Annotated in this window: 8 protein-coding genes; 3 read left to right on the forward strand and 5 right to left on the reverse strand. The window is 55.6% G+C overall.

Annotated elements, in window-relative coordinates; all coding sequences use genetic code 11:
* The first annotated feature begins 231 nt into the window (after positions 1-231).
* Positions 232-699 carry a transcriptional regulator gene (locus LIX93_RS04025; RefSeq protein ID WP_122677844.1) on the forward strand — a complete coding sequence of 156 codons (468 nt, stop codon included), beginning with the start codon at positions 232-234 and terminating at the stop codon, positions 697-699.
* A 289-nt stretch (positions 700-988) separates the two neighbouring features.
* Here the strand turns inward: LIX93_RS04025 and LIX93_RS04030 are convergent, their stop codons facing one another.
* From LIX93_RS04030 to LIX93_RS04050, 5 genes are all read right to left on the reverse strand, one after another.
* Positions 989-1,372 carry a histone-like nucleoid-structuring protein, MvaT/MvaU family gene (locus LIX93_RS04030; RefSeq protein ID WP_163032302.1) on the reverse strand — a complete coding sequence of 128 codons (384 nt, stop codon included), beginning with the start codon at positions 1,370-1,372 and terminating at the stop codon, positions 989-991.
* A 1,291-nt stretch (positions 1,373-2,663) separates the two neighbouring features.
* Positions 2,664-5,087 (reverse strand): TniQ family protein, encoded by a 2,424-nt coding sequence (locus LIX93_RS04035; protein WP_226502700.1) that lies wholly within the window; start codon positions 5,085-5,087, stop codon positions 2,664-2,666.
* Between the two features lie 248 nt (positions 5,088-5,335).
* The gene (locus tag LIX93_RS04040) at positions 5,336-6,199 is read right to left on the reverse strand and encodes a TniB family NTP-binding protein (RefSeq protein ID WP_122677847.1); all 864 of its coding nucleotides are present in this window, start codon (positions 6,197-6,199) and stop codon (positions 5,336-5,338) included.
* A gap of 2 nt (positions 6,200-6,201) precedes the next feature.
* Entirely contained in the window at positions 6,202-8,028 is a 1,827-nt protein-coding gene (locus LIX93_RS04045) for a Mu transposase C-terminal domain-containing protein (RefSeq protein ID WP_226502701.1), read from the reverse strand.
* 110 nt (positions 8,029-8,138) lie between these two features.
* Positions 8,139-8,780: a hypothetical protein gene (locus LIX93_RS04050; RefSeq protein ID WP_226502702.1), complete on the reverse strand. Its 642-nt coding sequence runs from the start codon at positions 8,778-8,780 to the stop codon at positions 8,139-8,141.
* A 752-nt stretch (positions 8,781-9,532) separates the two neighbouring features.
* Here LIX93_RS04050 and LIX93_RS04055 point away from each other — a divergent pair.
* Together LIX93_RS04055 and LIX93_RS04060 are read left to right on the forward strand one after the other, a co-directional pair.
* Positions 9,533-10,735: a M48 family metalloprotease gene (locus tag LIX93_RS04055; RefSeq protein ID WP_226502703.1), complete on the forward strand. Its 1,203-nt coding sequence runs from the start codon at positions 9,533-9,535 to the stop codon at positions 10,733-10,735.
* Positions 10,723-16,185: a WGR domain-containing protein gene (locus tag LIX93_RS04060; RefSeq protein ID WP_226502704.1), complete on the forward strand. Its 5,463-nt coding sequence runs from the start codon at positions 10,723-10,725 to the stop codon at positions 16,183-16,185. Before LIX93_RS04055 ends, LIX93_RS04060 begins: the two co-directional genes overlap by 13 nt.
* The last annotated feature ends 189 nt before the right edge of the window (positions 16,186-16,374 follow it).

Below are 16,374 nucleotides of genomic sequence, written 5' to 3' on the forward strand. Positions count from 1 at the left end.
TCTGCAGCTCGCCTAGGGCTAGAGGATAAAAATCAGAATCGACGGTTTAGGGCTAAATTGATATCTGGTAGAGAGATGTCGCCCTGAGCTGCTGCCCTCACCCGCCTGCCTGAACCCACGCAGCGGTAGTTCGAGCCACGCGCTCACGCCGTAACTGTACGACTACTATATACGGTAGAGTGTTACGGCACAACATGGCTACATCCTCGGTTTTGAGGAATGCCTGTGTCGATGAAGGTACCTTTAGCCGCGATCCTTCGCGCGCTGCGAGCTCACAAAGGGTTGACCCAGGAGTCAATTCCCGAAGGGAGCAATCGTCAGTACCTGAGTCAGCTTGAGCACGGCAAGTCGAGCCCTACCTTGGACAAGCTGCAGGACTTGTCGGAAGCCTACGGGGCGTCTCCCCTATTGCTGGTCGGCGCAGCCACCCTGATCCAGGAAGGCGTCACGGTCGAGGAGCTCATCGAGAAATTTGCCACGCAGATGCGGCTACTAGAATCCGATGGCATCCTCGACGCTGCCCGTGCAGAGGTGAATGGGAACGAGTTGCTCAGTCGTCCAGCCGGCCGTGTTATCGATAGGATGCTTAAGGCGTCGATCCAGGAATGCAAAGCTCAGGGGCTGACTCAAGCTCAAGCATCCCAGAGTCTTGGGGTGAATAAGATGACTGTGAGCCGTTACTGGCGCGATTCTGAGTGATCCTCCGGCGGGCCCTCCCCCGGCTTCTGCAACTGGGCGTCGCGCATAAGCCCGGCTTGACCGCAGATGATCTTATAAAGCCGAGTAGGCCGGCCCTCTTCGCTAGAGAGGCTCGTGTTCAGGAGAACGTCGAAGGCAATGCAGGACGTTATGTATAGCCACGGCGGTTTTGGCTATACACGCTCAAGGCTGCAAAAGATGGCTAAAGACCAGCAAATATCAACCTCTGAAGAGCTGTCCCTATTAGTGATAAGACTAAGGGTGACTAGAGCAGACTCCAGCCAGTTCATCATAACTCTCTCCAAGTAGGCAGAACATCTGCTCCATATTGTGCCTTCCACTCTTTAAGGCGGCCATGGTTAGAGCCCCGAGTTTCCACGACTTCTCCGGTGTGCGGATTTCGATACCGGCGAAGCGGTTTTGTAGTTGAATTCGCAGCGGCCGCTAATTTCTCATCTGACAGAAGTGCTTCAAACAGATCTTGAACCAGTGAAGGCGCAGCAACCGACGCCGCCGGTCTCAACAACCTTAGAACATCTGTAGCACTAAAATTGTACCGAGCTTTTAAGGCTACAAATTCGTGATAAAACCGTGCATCCCTATCTAGAGAAGAGTCATTTTCGATTTTCTTGATCTTCCCCATGAGCGCCAAGTAATCCATGATCGCAGTCATCAGCAACCTCCCATAAAACGGGCACTGACTCGTTGATTATACTCAGTCACACAGATACACAGGGAACATAGGATATCTACGAAAACTGACAGGGTGCCATTGATAGTAATGTACCTCATTTATTATCACCCGCGCTTGTGTCACTGTCCGAAGGGATGCGATCTATGAGGATTCTGATGTCATCAGCCCCGTGAGTCTCATGGGCCTCAACGAGCTCTACCAGCTCCACGACTTCTTGATCCGTGTAACCGTAGCGACGGATTAGCTGATCAAGCTCGGCACTGAACTCCCGATCCAGCTGATAGTTGACGTCGCTGGCCTCAAGCGCGTGCATTTCGCTGTCAATTCGTGCTAGCAAACTTTTAATCTGTAGGTGCCTTACAAATGTATGGGGTCGATTCATAGCTGCCTACCCGCGCGGACATGCCTTGAGTGTAGCGCATGAAATGCACGGCTTAAAGCCGATGCTAGCGTTTAGCATGCGCGTCGCAAAACAGAAAAACCTGTATAATCAATAAATTAACTTGTTGGAAGGGTATTTGAGGAATTCATGACGCGACGGATGGAAGTTCCGTCATTCATTGGCAATCCCACAAATGATGATCGTAGAGCTCCTTCCGTATTTTTCGTTATAAAACATAAGCTTATAGGTATTACACCACCAACCTGCAACAATCGTTTGAGCCGTTTTCGGATGTGAAAATGGCGCAATCATGAACGTGCCAGCCATGCGTGAATGGCATGTTGTCAATTTAGGCTAAAAGACGCTCAATGCGAGCGCCAAATTTAACATTTTGTGGAATCCCGCTTTCGCGACCGTTTTTGGATAGCGGCGCATAGCCTCGCTCTGCTGCCTGCGCCAAAGGCGAAGGCTCTATCTCGGAGGTTTCAGTGCCCTTCCAAAACTCACATTTCCCATATATTGACAGCAGGGTCGTACATTCTTGGCTCACGAATGTGCACGATCTGCTCTGATTTTTGAGGAGAACGGGAGCGAATGGCGACCAGACCGACCCACACTGGGCGTCAATAGCCCTCCGAGCTTCGATGCCTCCGTGGGCGCAGCCAGGAGGGAGGGTCTCATCGCCTAACTCCCCACACCAGTCTCTCCATGCTGGTTGAGCGCTTGTATGGTTAGGGATCTAGATTTCTTTTAAGCACTAGAGCTTACCCACGTAGTTATCGTGACCACCACCAGCGGATTCACCTTGCTAGCCTGCCACCGTTGCGCTCCGAGGTTCTAGTATGCATCTAACTGACGTCCTATAGGCTGGTTCATGTTTCTGCATCATCAGTGATACTTTAGCAACCAAGCCAGGTGAGCGAGCTCGTCAACTGGTAGGTTCTGAAGTGCGCTGTTCCAGATAGCATCGAGGTGATAGGGTTGGAAGCACCGTGTTAATGACTTAAGTTCTTCGCGAGTCATGGGAAAAGAACTGTCAGTGAATATCAAAGCTTGGCGAATTAAACACAGCTCTTCTTTGGAGACGAGATCAAATGCTAAACCAAGAAGCAAGTAAGCAATTGCTAACGACCGTGGCGGCGCCGACTCGATATTTTTAACCATCTGGGCAACAGATGGCTTGTCATACTCATGGGAATTTATCTTCGAACCTCGAGCAGCTTTCAGGAACCATCGAGCAGCACCGCCATCGCTGACCAGGTTGCCTTGGTAGAGGAATATGCCAAGCAAGAAGTACAGTGAGTACTTGGATGGCCGCAGCGACGAAGGAATCGCAGGCGCATATTCCACCCAAGTCTGAACCCGCAACACTATTCGACAAATCCTAGTTTCGACTGATGCAGTTTGGTATCCCGACCTCTCGCAAGAGACCAGGCCTACCCCATGATCGAAATGCCCTCGCGTTGTTTGTTGCATATAGGCCTGCCAGCCTCCAGTGAAATTGCTCAGGTGCCCCTTCTCCAACTGCTGAAGCAAGACTGGCTGGCGATGCGCGGCACAAAGAGCTGAACCTCGGTTACGCCATGCACGCCGCAATCCAGGAGCTCTCATCGCTGATACATCATCCTCTAGGCATTGTGCGCAGAATCGGCGGTTATCATGTTGAGATACTGAATTGCTCGGCAGGCGGAAGCGCTCCGTTAGATGGATGCCTGTCGGATCAGAGAACGCTTCCAGGAAGAACTCGGATCTGTAGAGGTCATCGCACTCAAGATCCTTGGCATCTTGGCAATGCTCTTGGGATCGAGGATTGCCAAGCAACACATCAGGATTCCAACGGTTGTGTTCATCTGCACCGTCAACCTGCGCCGCGGCATTCTTGGGACTGGCGAACTGGCTAAAATTGTGAGGGGTAGCTCGCGCAAAAGGGATGGCCGAAGGCTGCAGCAGCGCGATGCACCAATCCATAAACCCATCATGAATGACCGTGACCGCGCTCGATGCCGCATTTCGTGATAACCATGAGCCCAAAGTTTCGTCATGGAGTGGCGTCAAGTAGCCTGAAAATGCCCTGCGTTGCTTGCGACTGCCGCTCGGGAGCGGATCGATTGAAGCTGCGCACTTGTCACCCGGATAGCTTGAGCTGCCCGACACAGGACTCAGAGAGAAACCCCTTTCTGTAGCTCCTCCAGTAGCGAGAATCGGCGCAACGACAGGCTCATCTGTTCGTGTGATCGAGAGGCCAAAGCTAAGCTCCAGCTGCACCTCTATCTGCCGATCCTCGGCCAACTCAAACGGCAGACGGATTTGCATGCCGCGTGGAGTACCAGATGCGTCGGCCCGGGACGGAAATAAGTCATCGCCCCCGGATTCGCTTCTAGGGCTGAAAAACGCTTCTGATCCTGCCGGTTGTGCAACCGTAGAGTCGCTCGAGTAACTGAGTTGATCGACGATTAGGCTAACTGATGAAATGGCGGCTCCTGCTCCGCTGGTTTGTTGGGCTTGTTCAGTTACGTCTGCTCCATTTTTCTCCCGTACTACCTCCTGATGCCTTGCTCGTTTGGAGCTCGGAGGTGAACTCGGCGATGCGTCATTTGATTGCCGTGGGGAGGAGTCAAACGTGCGGTGGTTGGTGGAAGCACCAGTTGTCACTGAGGCCGCCATAAGCCCCCTGACCACCGTCACGGTGTTTCCGATCAAGCCCTTCGTGTGTGCGTGCAGGATGCCAACGTCGAGCCCGCCGCAGGTCAAAGGGCAAGGGTTTAGCGCTAGGAAGGACGACGCACCCAGGTGGGTCTGCTCAGCCGAGAGATCGAAAGCTGCTGCCACGGAGCCCGGCTTGGATTGTGGAACTAGCACCTCTTGTGGCCCGCTAGCTGGCAGCGGTACGTCCACCCATCCCTTGGCGGTGGCAGAAAGTAAGAATGGGTTGATACGGTTGCCGTGAGCGCCCAGCTGCACGACCGTCGCAATGTCACGGACGAAGCCCAAGTAGTGCTGGTCGCAAGGCATTGGCTCCAGATCGACGTACTCGACATCCATCTCCATTGCTTGCGCAACGTGCCCCACCTCAGTCAATGGATCTCTTAGGCCGCAAAGCACCACGCAGTGCCCGTAAGGTGGTTGAGTTAGTTGTTGGATGGAGCCATAAATATTGTGGACTTTCACCTGGTGCTTATGAAAGAAATCGTGAGCATCTTCGCAGATAACGGCCTGATATCGTCGCAGGTGGATCGCTGCTTCGTAATGCAGCCTTACTTTCCGGCCTGAGATCATATCAACAGTGGAGCTGGGTAACCCCAGCGACTTCAAGACGTGAGCAGTAAAAACAAAGTCTGCGTTAAAGGGCGCTCGGGGGACAAAGACAGATCGGATGTTTTTGCGTAACAGTATGGAGTGGAGACGTGAAGCGAAAGCGCTAGCCCCCGCTCCAGCCTCTCCTCTGACGACAATCAGCTTGCCGTGGGTACCCCCTCCATAGTGCCCGATCGACTCAACTACGCTTTCAAGCGGCGCTTGATTTGCAGAGCTCCCAATCCAGCGCCGCCTCATGTTGAAGGCTACTCCAGGAAAGCTGGAAGGCGGGCCTCAAAACAGGCATCCAGCAACGCTTCGTCGATGCATTCATGTCCGGTCTCGATAGCCAGCTTGGCAGAGGTGATCAAGACCCAAACGATATCGCGGGTGCTACCACGACAGTTCGACACCAGGCTTTGTTGGATCTCGACGGTATCCAGGGTTGATGGCTTGCGCAACGGCATGAACCGCACGAACGCCTTCAGGAAACGAGACAAGTCCTCCCCAGCTGCCTCCCACTGAGGGATTTCCCACACGCCGAAACGCGATCGCAGTTGAGGATCAATGCCCAAGAAGACCTTCAATTCATCGGTACCCGCGACCACTAAGCTGACCCCAAAGTCACGATTCGCCATCGCACGCAGGTATGTGTAATTGGACTGGATCAGCATGTTTTTCACACCTGCGAGAGCATTGCCTTCATCGAGAATGCAGATAGCCAACTTCATCTCTTTGATACGCTCGGAAATGCGATTGATGCCGGACGCGGTACAAAGGGATTTCACCGACTGCGTGAATCCCAAATGGCTGAGGAAAACCTGCTGCAAGTCGATGTGCCTGCCGTATTCAGACAGATCGATGGTGAGAATCGATGTGGCGTCTGGGGTATTGAACCGTGTTGCAGCATGCTCAATCATTTTTGTCTTTCCGATACCACTGATGCCTATGAGCCCCATACAGGATCGGCTGCCAATCCGTGTAGCGTGGATCATTCGCTCGATCCCCGTGATGAATGTTTGACTAGTGTTAGTCTTGATCCAGACCGGGTTATCGCAATACATGATGCGCTCAGGGCCATCGAGCATTGCTACCTGCTGAACCTTCTGAGCGAGATGTGGAAAGTCCATAGTTATTCGGCCTCGAAAGGTTCGACATCAAGAGCAAAGTTGCGAGTAACCAGCTTGTTTTTTTTGCCAGGGCGCTCGTGGTGGGTCACGAGCCCGATTTCCTTATCAGCGTCATTGATCTCAAGCTGTTTACGCATGGCTGGAGTGTCAAGCAGGATCGACTGGCGAAGCTGATCCGCGCGGGCGAGGAATGCCTTCACGGCGCGCTCACCCAGCTTGCCAGCGCGTTTAAGGTACTTCTGCAGGATTGCTTTCGCGGTGAGCGTGCCGGGGGTTTTCTCGCAGCACGGTACTTCGATCCACTGCCCCTCGAACCGGGCCAACACCATGGACAGGTTGGCCGCATCGTATTTCACCCGAATCTGCTTGCCGATCATGTGGCGGAGCACATCGTTCGAATAGCGAAAGCCGTTCACCTTGAGGCCGGTTTTCGACATCACGGGGTGCTTCTCAGGCAACACCTCGATGATAAAATTCTTCACATCGTGCACGCGCCGAGGAGCCACAGGACGGCCTTTCGCGTCCCGAAGCGCTTGACGCCAGCGATCACGTGGAGTCTTGCCGTCCTCTCCGGCCGTGTCGTGATATTCACACACAGCCAGTGTGAAGTACCGGGTGAACTCATCCAGCGTCATTACCGCATGCTTTTGCGGGTTGAAATCACGATCCTTACGCGACCGCGATCCCGTTCCTCCCGGAAGCATATGGACAAACCCGACGTTCAAAGTCCCAAGAACGCGCTCGCAAATACCACCGTCTTGTTTCTGACGACGATGCCGCAGCTTGATCCCCTCCAAAGCGCAGGCAGCGACAAGGTTGCCCGAACGGAACTCACGAGCATTGTCGGTTAATAGCTCATCGAACACGCCGTAGAACTCGTACTCATGATCCTTGAGGTCAACGTTCTTCATGAACGCTTCCTTGCTCATCACCGCATGTTTCAAAGTGTGAGCCACACTGGCCAGGCTGGGATACCGAAAGCTGATATAGAAGCCGAGGATGACTTTCGTCTTCGCGCAGACAGCGACAGTGATCCAAGGACGCCCAACAGGGTTTTTTCGGTCATGCCGGCTTGCGAGGAAAACGTCCGCTATGGTGTGATCCATTTGTACCTGTTCGAGCGCCCGACTGAGTTCTCGGAATCCGTCCCGAAGCTTGAAAGCATCGTCAGCATGGTTCTTCCCGTGTACCTGAAGATCTTTCACGTACTCAGGAAGGTTATTCATCCGATCGCATACAGTTTCATACGAAGGCACGTTGTCGATTTTTAAGTCAAAGCACGCTGCCTGAACACCCTTCCAAACTGTTCGGTAAGATGCACCCTCCCCCCGATAGAACCATACCTGCTCAGCGATGATTTTTTCGACTTCTGGTGAGATGGCCTTAGTTCCTTTTTTGCGTCCGCGCTTTTTACCGAGCAAGCTAATAGGGCCCACTTCGACATTAAAAAGCTTACGCACTTCGTAATAGCGCTGGACACTCAAACCGCATTCCTTGGCGGCCTCATCGACTGACAACTTCTCAGCAAACTGCTTCTCTATGATCTCGAAGCGATGGCGTGCCTGCTCTTTCTGCTCTGGAGTGAAATCATCACCCAAAATTAGGGCCCGCTTCGCGGTTTTATCTGCAATCTTCGCAGCTGCCGCCTGAAGTAACGTCTCATGATCGACTGACTCTACCTGTGCGGAGCTCACAAGACGAAGTGTGTCGTTACGGATGTTTTTGAGGTGCAGTTTCCGGGTGGTCTCGTCGATATCCTCGACGACCCAGATATCCCCTTCAAAATTTACAAGCTGTTTGCTGCCGTCTGGATTGCTGTATGTGCCCATGGCACACCTCCAAGCGACCAGCCGGCGCCGCTGAGGCGCAAGCACCGCACTGGTCAATAGTCCTTGTGGCGCCGATGACACTGGCGCTTCAAAGGAAATAAGGTTTTGGGCTATTCCGAAGGGTAGCCCGCTGGTTTATCCGTAAACGCCTCGCGAGTCACCGGGTGGAAACGCAGCACCTCACGAGAGAACAGGCGATCAATTTGTGTGGCGACCGTCTTATAGGATGGCGGCTTGATGCCCGCTTCTCCGCACTTGGCCCTGACGTCTGCCCATACACCTTGCTTGGTGCTGCGTCCGTCGAACCAACCGACTCGGATAGCTTGCTCAACAATCTCTGCCGTCTTCTCAGGGAGCGCCGGGAGCGTTGACGACTCTTGAGCCAGTTCCGCGATTCCGCGTAGCGACCGGGCGTCAAGGGACTGCATGTCGAACGGATTTTCATGAGGCCAGATTTCGCTGGCGTTGAACTCATCAGCATCCATTGGCAGCTTTACTGGCGCAGGCGCGATAACCACCTTGGCAGGATGATTGGTGAAAGACACCGGTTTGAAGTCCCGATCCCCTGGATACTGAATGCAAAGGATCAGGGAAGCTTTGATCCTCATGAATCGGAGCTTAGGCAGCAGCTCACACGACCCCGGTATGGCGGGGAAAAACCCATTGCCCTGAATCAACGTGCGAGGGCTGTAGGTGCTTGGGATCGCACCGGTTTTAATGAGCCTTAACTTAGGTGGTTTGTCATTAGCCATGACTAGCCTCATTTTGGTAGTTTTGCTAGTGAGTAGAGGAAGGGTTTGCCTAGTTTTGGCATCCAACACACTTTCGACTTAGGCAGCACTTCCGAATTAGGCTATGTATGCTTAACCACTAATGGCATTGCGCCATAGCTTATGCAAATGTCATAACCGTCTTTGAGGTCTAGCAGGCAAACGTAAGCCGTCAAACGTATGAAATTCGTCTTTTCAATTAGGTCAAGAGATTCAGTGAGTTGAGTCAGAAATCTTTACATTGTCATAGAAATGAAAAGAAGAAAAAACACGGTGTATTTTCTTCTTTTTGACTCTGAGGAAGGTGTGGGCTAGGGAATGCGGGGCTTTCGGGGGGATCGGTTTTTAAGGGCTGGTCACAGCTGTTGTCATCGGTACCTGAAAACGAGACTTTGTCTGTAAAGACCATCCTCGCTGAAAATCAATCAGTTCAGCCACAGGTTGAAGTGAACGACCACGGGTGCGGCGTTAGGTTCCTCTTTATCAAGCAAGACCTAGATCATCGCAAGCGTCGAACTTTTCCCGCTCCCCCAAGGCCCTTCGATGGATAAGACGAAACCCGCTGGACTCGACACCTTTGCGAATGAGGCCGTTGTTTGTACTTTCACAAGTATTTTTCCAACCCTCTAGGTATGCTCCGCGTTATAACCGATCACTGATACGGGGATGCCAGCCCAGTCTTTGCTGCCCACGCAGTGCATGGAGCCGTATCCTCTCAAGGACGTTTGAATACGATGAGTACCCCCGTGCTGGATATCAGCAGCCTGACGCCACTGCCTTATCACCAGAGTGTCGTCGACTACCTGAAAGCCCATGAACCTGTCGTGTGGGAATGGGCCTCGTCCTTAGGCGTCCAGCAGGAACACGCCCAGGATGTACGTGCGCAATTGCTACGCGACACCTATCGCTTAAGTCCCGAGACCCATCCGCAGGCCTATCAGTCCTGTGAAACAGCATTGCAGTGCTTGCAGATCGCGGCACCCGCCACCCTTTACCAGGCTGGCGACGGCGCGATGAATGCGAGCCTCTATTACCTGACCGGTGAAGTGCATGTGGTGTTTTACGGGCCGATTCTTGAGCGGCTGGACGCCCAGGAATTGCTGGCATTGCTCGGGCACGAGTTGGCCCACTACCGCTTATGGTCGGAGCACAGTGGCGACTTTCTCACTGCCGAGCGGATTCTCAATCACGCCATGGCCGACGTGAATACGCCGTCCAGTCTTGAACAGACTGCACGTCTATATAGCCTGCACACCGAAATTTATGCCGACCGCGGCGCTGCACTGGTGGCTAACGGATCAGAAGCGTCGATTACCTCGCTGGTCAAGATTCACACCGGCATTGTCAGCGTCGATGCGGCCAGCTACTTGAAGCAGGCCCGCGAGCTGGATGGCAAGGATGCGCCATTGTCCCAGGGCGTTTCTCATCCCGAGACGTTTCTGCGCTCCCAGGCTGTGGATAGCTGGTGGCAACAACTCCCGGATGCCGATAGCTGGCTGGATCGCCGGTTGCGCGGGCCGTTGTCGCTCAATCGCCTGGACGTGATCGACCAGATTGAGTTGACCGCCCTCACCCGCAGCTTTATTGCCCATTTCATCGGCTACCCCGCGTTGCAATCAGAGGTCGTGCTGAATCAGGTGCGCAGCTTCTTTCCCGATTGGAAGAACAACGAAAAGCCACTCGACCTCGTTACACTGAATGCCGAGCGCATCGACACCAGCATCCATGAATACCTGCACTTCATCATGCTCGACCTGAGTCTGGTGGACCGCGACTTGCGGGATGAAGCCCTGCTGCACGCCGCGCGCACCGCGAAGAAACTCGGCAGCATCGATGACTTTATCAGCGTGCTCAAGCGCGATATCAAACTACCCAAACGTCAGCTCGACCCGATCGTTAGCGCGCTCAAAGTGGAGGGCGACACATGGACCCAGTAATCCAACCCGTCACGTTCACTCAATTGCTGCAAAACCACGATGGTGCCGCCGTGCCCATTGACGATGTGTTGTTCCTGGCGCTGCCATTGCTGCTCCAGGTGGCACAGCTGCATGAGTCGGGACGAGTCGCGCAGATCAGTTATCTCGATGTGGTGCAAGGGCCGGAACGCACGTTGCAACTGCGTAATCCTGAAGGTGTCCCGCCGCGGCTGGCGCTGGAAGCAGTCAAGCAGGTGCAGCCCAATCCGGAATCGGCGCTGAATGTCGTCGGCAAAGTCCGCCTGACTCGGGACTCGGAAAGCGGCGTGGCAATTACCGACCTGCAAGTCCAGGAGGACCTGCATCAAGCCATCGACCACCCGGTATTCCTCCCAGACATGCACAGTTGGGAGCATCGCCTCGGGCACCACGATGAGATCACCGACATATTCCAGCTCGGTCAGTTGTTGGCGTGTCTGGCATGCGGATTGGATTTCGCCGATATCAATGACCTAAAGACGTTTGCCCGGCACCGGCGCAACCTGTTTCAGGTCAATGGTCGGCTCAACCCGGTGTTGGCCAACCTGATCGTCGAGATGACCGAGCTCAACCGCCACGACCGCGCCACGGATGTGGCCTCGCTAGCGCGCCGCCTGGAGTCTTGGCGCGAGCAGCCGGCCAGTCTGGATGTCGAGCGTGTGTTGGCCCAGGCCGAAGGGCCAGCGTCGCGGCGCACGGTGGTCCTGGAACATCTGCGCAACCGTTTGTTTGACCTTTCGCGTCGCAATCGCCTGCTGTACTTCCGGCCTACCCAGGCCAACGTCAACTTGACCGTGGCCAGTGTGCCGTTGGTGATGCGCATTGAAAGTATCCGGCCCGAAGCGCTGTGCACCTGGCAGTCCACCTTCGGTGGTTTCTCCGAACAAGTGCTGAGTGGCAAACCTGTTGGGCTGCAGCAATGGCTGCGGTTTGAAGACCAGACGTGGTTGCAGGCGTCGCTGGAACGCATCATCCAGGAAACCCGACGCGACCGTGCCGAGTTCGGCTTCAGCAACTTGCGCCTGGTAGTAGCCTTCATGCGCTGGCACAACCTCAAGGACACACCGGAAGAACGCATCGTCACCCCGCTGCTGTGGCTTCCAGTGGAGTTGAGTCGCAAAAAAGGTGTGCGTGACCAGTTCGTGTTGCAATGCGACGAAACCGAGGCGGAATTCAACCCGGTAATGCGTCATCAGCTGCGTCAGCTCTACGATATCCAGTTGCCGGAAATCGTCGACCTGCAAAAGACTTCTCTGGAAGACATCCATGCCGATATTGCGCGCCAGATCAAACTGACCGAGCCCGGCGTTGAGTTACGCCTGCAAAGCAAACCGCAAATCGAGCTGATCCACCAGAAGGCTGTGCAGCATCTGCATCACTTCCAGCGCCGTCGCGCCCGTCAGCGTTCGGCGATGCCTTTGGTGAAGCCGGATTTCAGCTACGACCGCGAAGATTTCCGTCCGCTGGGCCTCCAACTGTTCCAGCAAAAGGTACTACCCAGTGAGTTGCCGCTGCGCCTGGCCGTAGGCGCCAAACCCGTGCTGCGCAATCAACACCCTCAGATGGTCGCCAGCAGCGCCGAAAACAGTACTTTCGCATTGCCCCAGAACCAGGGGCATCGCTACGCCTGGGACATCGACCTGACGCAGGTGACCCTGGCCAACTTCAACTATCGCAAGATGTCGCTGGTGCGTGACTATGCGCAGTTGATCGACGAACCGGCGCAGAACGAAGCGTTTGACCGGATGTTCTCCATCGAACCTCGGGACGTCGAGGTCCAAACTCCAGACCCGATCCCGTTGCCCAAACAGTGGAACGTGGTCGCCGGTGACGCTACGCAAAATGCTGCCGTCAGCCTGGCCCGTACCGGGCGTAATTTCATCATTCAGGGACCGCCGGGTACCGGCAAGTCCCAGACCATCACCAACCTGATCGCGGACTACGCAGGTCGCGGTCTGCGGGTGCTGTTCGTCTGTGAAAAACGTGCGGCGCTGGACGTCGTGTTCCATCGCCTGCAACAAAGTGAACTGGGCGAATTGTGCTGTCTGATTCACGACTCCCAGACTGATAAAAAAGCCTTCGTGGGAAACCTGCGCGAGTGTTATGAGCGTTGGATCGCCGGCGATGCGCAGTCGCCGCAGTTGCAAGCCCGGCGCGAAACCCTCCTGGCTGGCCTGAGCCAACAACTGGGCTTGATAGAGGGTTTTGAACAGGCAATGGCTGGGGTGCCGGAGTCCTTGGCATGCTCGGTGCGCGAGTTGGTGCGCCATCTGATCCAGCTGCCTTCCGTCGCTGCCAAGCAGCCACCCGAAGCCTTGGAGCGCTTGCCCGAATGGCGTCATTGGCAGGCACAAAGCGAGCTGACCGGCCGCGTGTATCAGGCGTTCAAAGAAAGTTTCGGTCTCGACAGTTTTGCACGTCATCCTTTTAGCCATTTGGCCTCAAGCCTGATTATCCACGAACATGCTTATGGCCAACTCAAGGCGTTTCTGGATGAAGCCAGTGGGCTGATGGACAGCGTCGAGCAGTACCTGGAGTCATCGTCGAGCCTGCTGTCCGGGGACACCGGCCTGACGGATGCGTGTGTACTGACCCAGGCCGCGGAACAACTGACCACCGCCAACCTGGCAACGCACCTCGACCTGTTGGAGCCTGGCTCGCCGGGCTTCCAGGCGCTGCACGCCGAACAGGTGGCGTTGCAGGCATTGACCGTACAGCAACACAACGCCCGTGAATCGACCCATCACTGGCGGGAAAAACTCGCGCCCCAGGACACTCAGGCTGCACTCAACCTGGCGCAGCGGCTGGAAGGCTCGCCGCTGAGGTGGCTGCAACCTGCTTGGTGGCGATTGCGCGGCGAATTGCACCGACGCTACGATTTCAACCAGCACGCGATTCGCCCGAGTTTCATCAGCGTGCTCGACAGCCTGGCCGGCGAGCACCGGGCCACTGCCGAGCTGCACGCCGAGCAGCAGCGCCTGCAAGGTCGCTATGGCATCCCGGATATCGACCTGTTCGTGCACAACCTGCAAGCGCTGCTTCAGCAACTGAGCGCATCACCGCTATTGCGCCAGTGGTTGGAAGGCCTGCGGGGTAATTCGGATTCCCTGCCCCGCGTGCGCCAGCAAGCCAACCTGCGCCAGCCAGTGGCGCGCTTGGCCGAACTGGTCGCGCAACATTGTGTGTTCGACCAGGCGCCGAGCCTGGCCGAGCTGGCCGAATATCTGCGCGATCTGCGTGAAGAACTCGACGAACTGCCCGACACCCTGCCCCTACTCAACGAGTTGCACCAAGCCGATCCTGTCTGCTTGGCGGTCGTGCAAAAGTACGCCTTGGCGCAACGTGCACTGGACGGTTTGATTGCTCAGGAAAACCTGACTCGCCTGTACCGCGCTAACCCGAAACTGGCGCGCTTCGATGGCCTTGCCTTGAGTTTGGCTGCACGTCAGGTCAGCCAGGCTGAAAGCGGCCTGCTCAAAAGTAATGCTCACGTGCTCAGCGCTACGTTGCACCAGCGTTTTCTGGAGCATGTGAAGCAATCAGCAATGTCGGTGACTCAACTGGACGCCCAAGCCCGTGAGTTCAAGAAAGCCTACGCCAAGGGCCGCCGTGAGCTCGAACACGAGCTGGGCAAGACAATGCGCTATCGCTCCATCCGCGAAATGGCGAGTGGCGACAGTGGCCGGGTGATCAACGATCTCAAGCCCATCTGGTTGATGAGCCCGCTGTCGGTATCCGACACCCTGCCATTGACGCCGGACCTGTTTGACGTGGTGATTTTCGACGAAGCCAGCCAGATCCCCAGCGAAGAAGCCGTGCCGGCCCTGAGCCGTGCGCAGCAGGTGATTGTGGTGGGTGACGAGATGCAGTTGCCACCGACCAACTTCTTCTCCAGTGCCGGAGAACAGGACGACAACGAACTGATTGCCATGGAGGACGGCGAGCAGATCGCAATCAACCTTGATGCCGATAGCCTGCTCAGCCAAGCCGCGCGTAACTTACCGGCGACCCTCTTGGCCTGGCACTACCGTAGTCGCCACGAAGCCTTGATCAGTTTCTCCAATGCAGCATTCTACGAAGGGCGGTTGATCACCATTCCTGATCGTCGTATCGAGCGCCCTGCCCCGGCTCACGCGGCCCTTGACTCCACGGACGCCCAGGCAGTGATCCAGGGCGCCGACACGCTGTTGGAAAGCCCGATCAGCTTCTTGAAGATGAGCGACGGTGTCTACCTCAGCCGCAGCAACGTGGCCGAAGCACGCTATATCGCCAACCTGGTGCGCGAGCTGCTGCAACGCGATACCGGCCTGAGCCTGGGTATCGTGGCGTTTTCCGAGGCCCAGCAAGGTGCCATCGACCAGGCCCTGGAAGACCTGGCCAGCAGTGACTCGGCCTTTGCTACGCGGCTTGAGCGCGAGTACGTGCGTGAAGATGCCGGGCAATTCAATGGGCTGTTCGTCAAGAACCTGGAGAACGTTCAGGGGGACGAGCGGGATGTGATCATCCTGAGCATCTGCTACGCGCCCGGACCGAACGGCAAAATGCTGATGAACTTCGGCCCGATCAACCAGCGTGGCGGCGAAAAACGCCTCAATGTGATCTTCAGTCGCGCCCGCAAGCGCATGGCGATCGTATCCAGCATCGAATCCGAGGCCATCACCAACACCCACAACGACGGCGCTGCTGCACTGCGCGCGTTCCTGCAGTTTGCGCATGCCAGTGCCAGTGGGGATGCGCCGCGCTCCCAAGGTATCCTCGCCAACCTTAATCCAGGCGCCAGGCAGTCCTTTGCCGTAAGCCTGCCAAAGGACCACCTGCGCAGTACCCTCGCCGCTGCGTTGCGCAAACGCGGCCATTCTGTTCAGGAGTGTGTCGGGCGTTCACAGTTCCGCTGTGACCTGGCGATCAGTGACGCCAGCGGCGAACACTTCAGCCTCGGCGTGCTGTTGGACGGTGATACGGCGGCTGCAACTGACGTGCGTGAGCGTTATATCTTCCGTCCGACGGTACTGCGCAGTTTCGGTTGGAAGATTATCGACGTGCTCAGCCATGATTGGCTGCGAGACCCGGAAGACGTGCTCAATCGTATCGAAGGGCTGCTAAGGAATGAGGAAACGCCTGCGCTACCAGAACTAGAACCACAACAGACAGAGGGAACCTTCGAGATTGAGGCCGACGTACCAGTCACCACGCAAGCGTCACCCTTGATGCGCGAGTTCACCTTTGGAGAAGGCAATTCCAACAAGTTCTGGCGGATTGGCGTGGCGGATGTCGAGCTCACGGTGAATTTTGGTCGTATCGGCACCAAGGGTCAGACCCTGATCAAGTCCCTCGACAGTCCCGAGCGCGCTTTGCGTGAAGCAGACAAGCTGATCGCGGAGAAACTCCGCAAAGGGTATCAAGAGCAAGCGGATTCGATCACCCCGGAGTGAAATGAGTCGGTGCAGCATGACTGGGACAAGCGCGTTCAATCGTTAAATGGCGTATTTGGGTGTGGCCTGTGGTTGTTGTCCAATGTCACTAACCCCCGTTCGGTTTTGCTCAAAACCCCGCATGGTGCAAAGTCAGCCCCTCGCCTTACTGAGACGTTCGCGATACGAGTAAAAAGTCTGGTCATCCGT

This window comes from Pseudomonas sp. MWU16-30317 (assembly GCF_020515695.1).
Lineage (GTDB): Bacteria > Pseudomonadota > Gammaproteobacteria > Pseudomonadales > Pseudomonadaceae > Aquipseudomonas.

What these genes read in the sequence shown, in the direction of transcription:
- LIX93_RS04025 (WP_122677844.1), top strand. Translation starts at nt 232, where the DNA reads ATGAAGGTACCTTTAGCCGCGATCCTTCGCGCGCTGCGAGCTCACAAA.
- LIX93_RS04030 (WP_163032302.1), bottom strand. Translation starts at nt 1,372, where the DNA reads ATGACTGCGATCATGGATTACTTGGCGCTCATGGGGAAGATCAAGAAA.
- LIX93_RS04040 (WP_122677847.1), bottom strand. Translation starts at nt 6,199, where the DNA reads ATGGACTTTCCACATCTCGCTCAGAAGGTTCAGCAGGTAGCAATGCTC.
- LIX93_RS04045 (WP_226502701.1), bottom strand. Translation starts at nt 8,028, where the DNA reads ATGGGCACATACAGCAATCCAGACGGCAGCAAACAGCTTGTAAATTTT.
- LIX93_RS04050 (WP_226502702.1), bottom strand. Translation starts at nt 8,780, where the DNA reads ATGGCTAATGACAAACCACCTAAGTTAAGGCTCATTAAAACCGGTGCG.
- LIX93_RS04055 (WP_226502703.1), top strand. Translation starts at nt 9,533, where the DNA reads ATGAGTACCCCCGTGCTGGATATCAGCAGCCTGACGCCACTGCCTTAT.
- LIX93_RS04060 (WP_226502704.1), top strand. Translation starts at nt 10,723, where the DNA reads ATGGACCCAGTAATCCAACCCGTCACGTTCACTCAATTGCTGCAAAAC.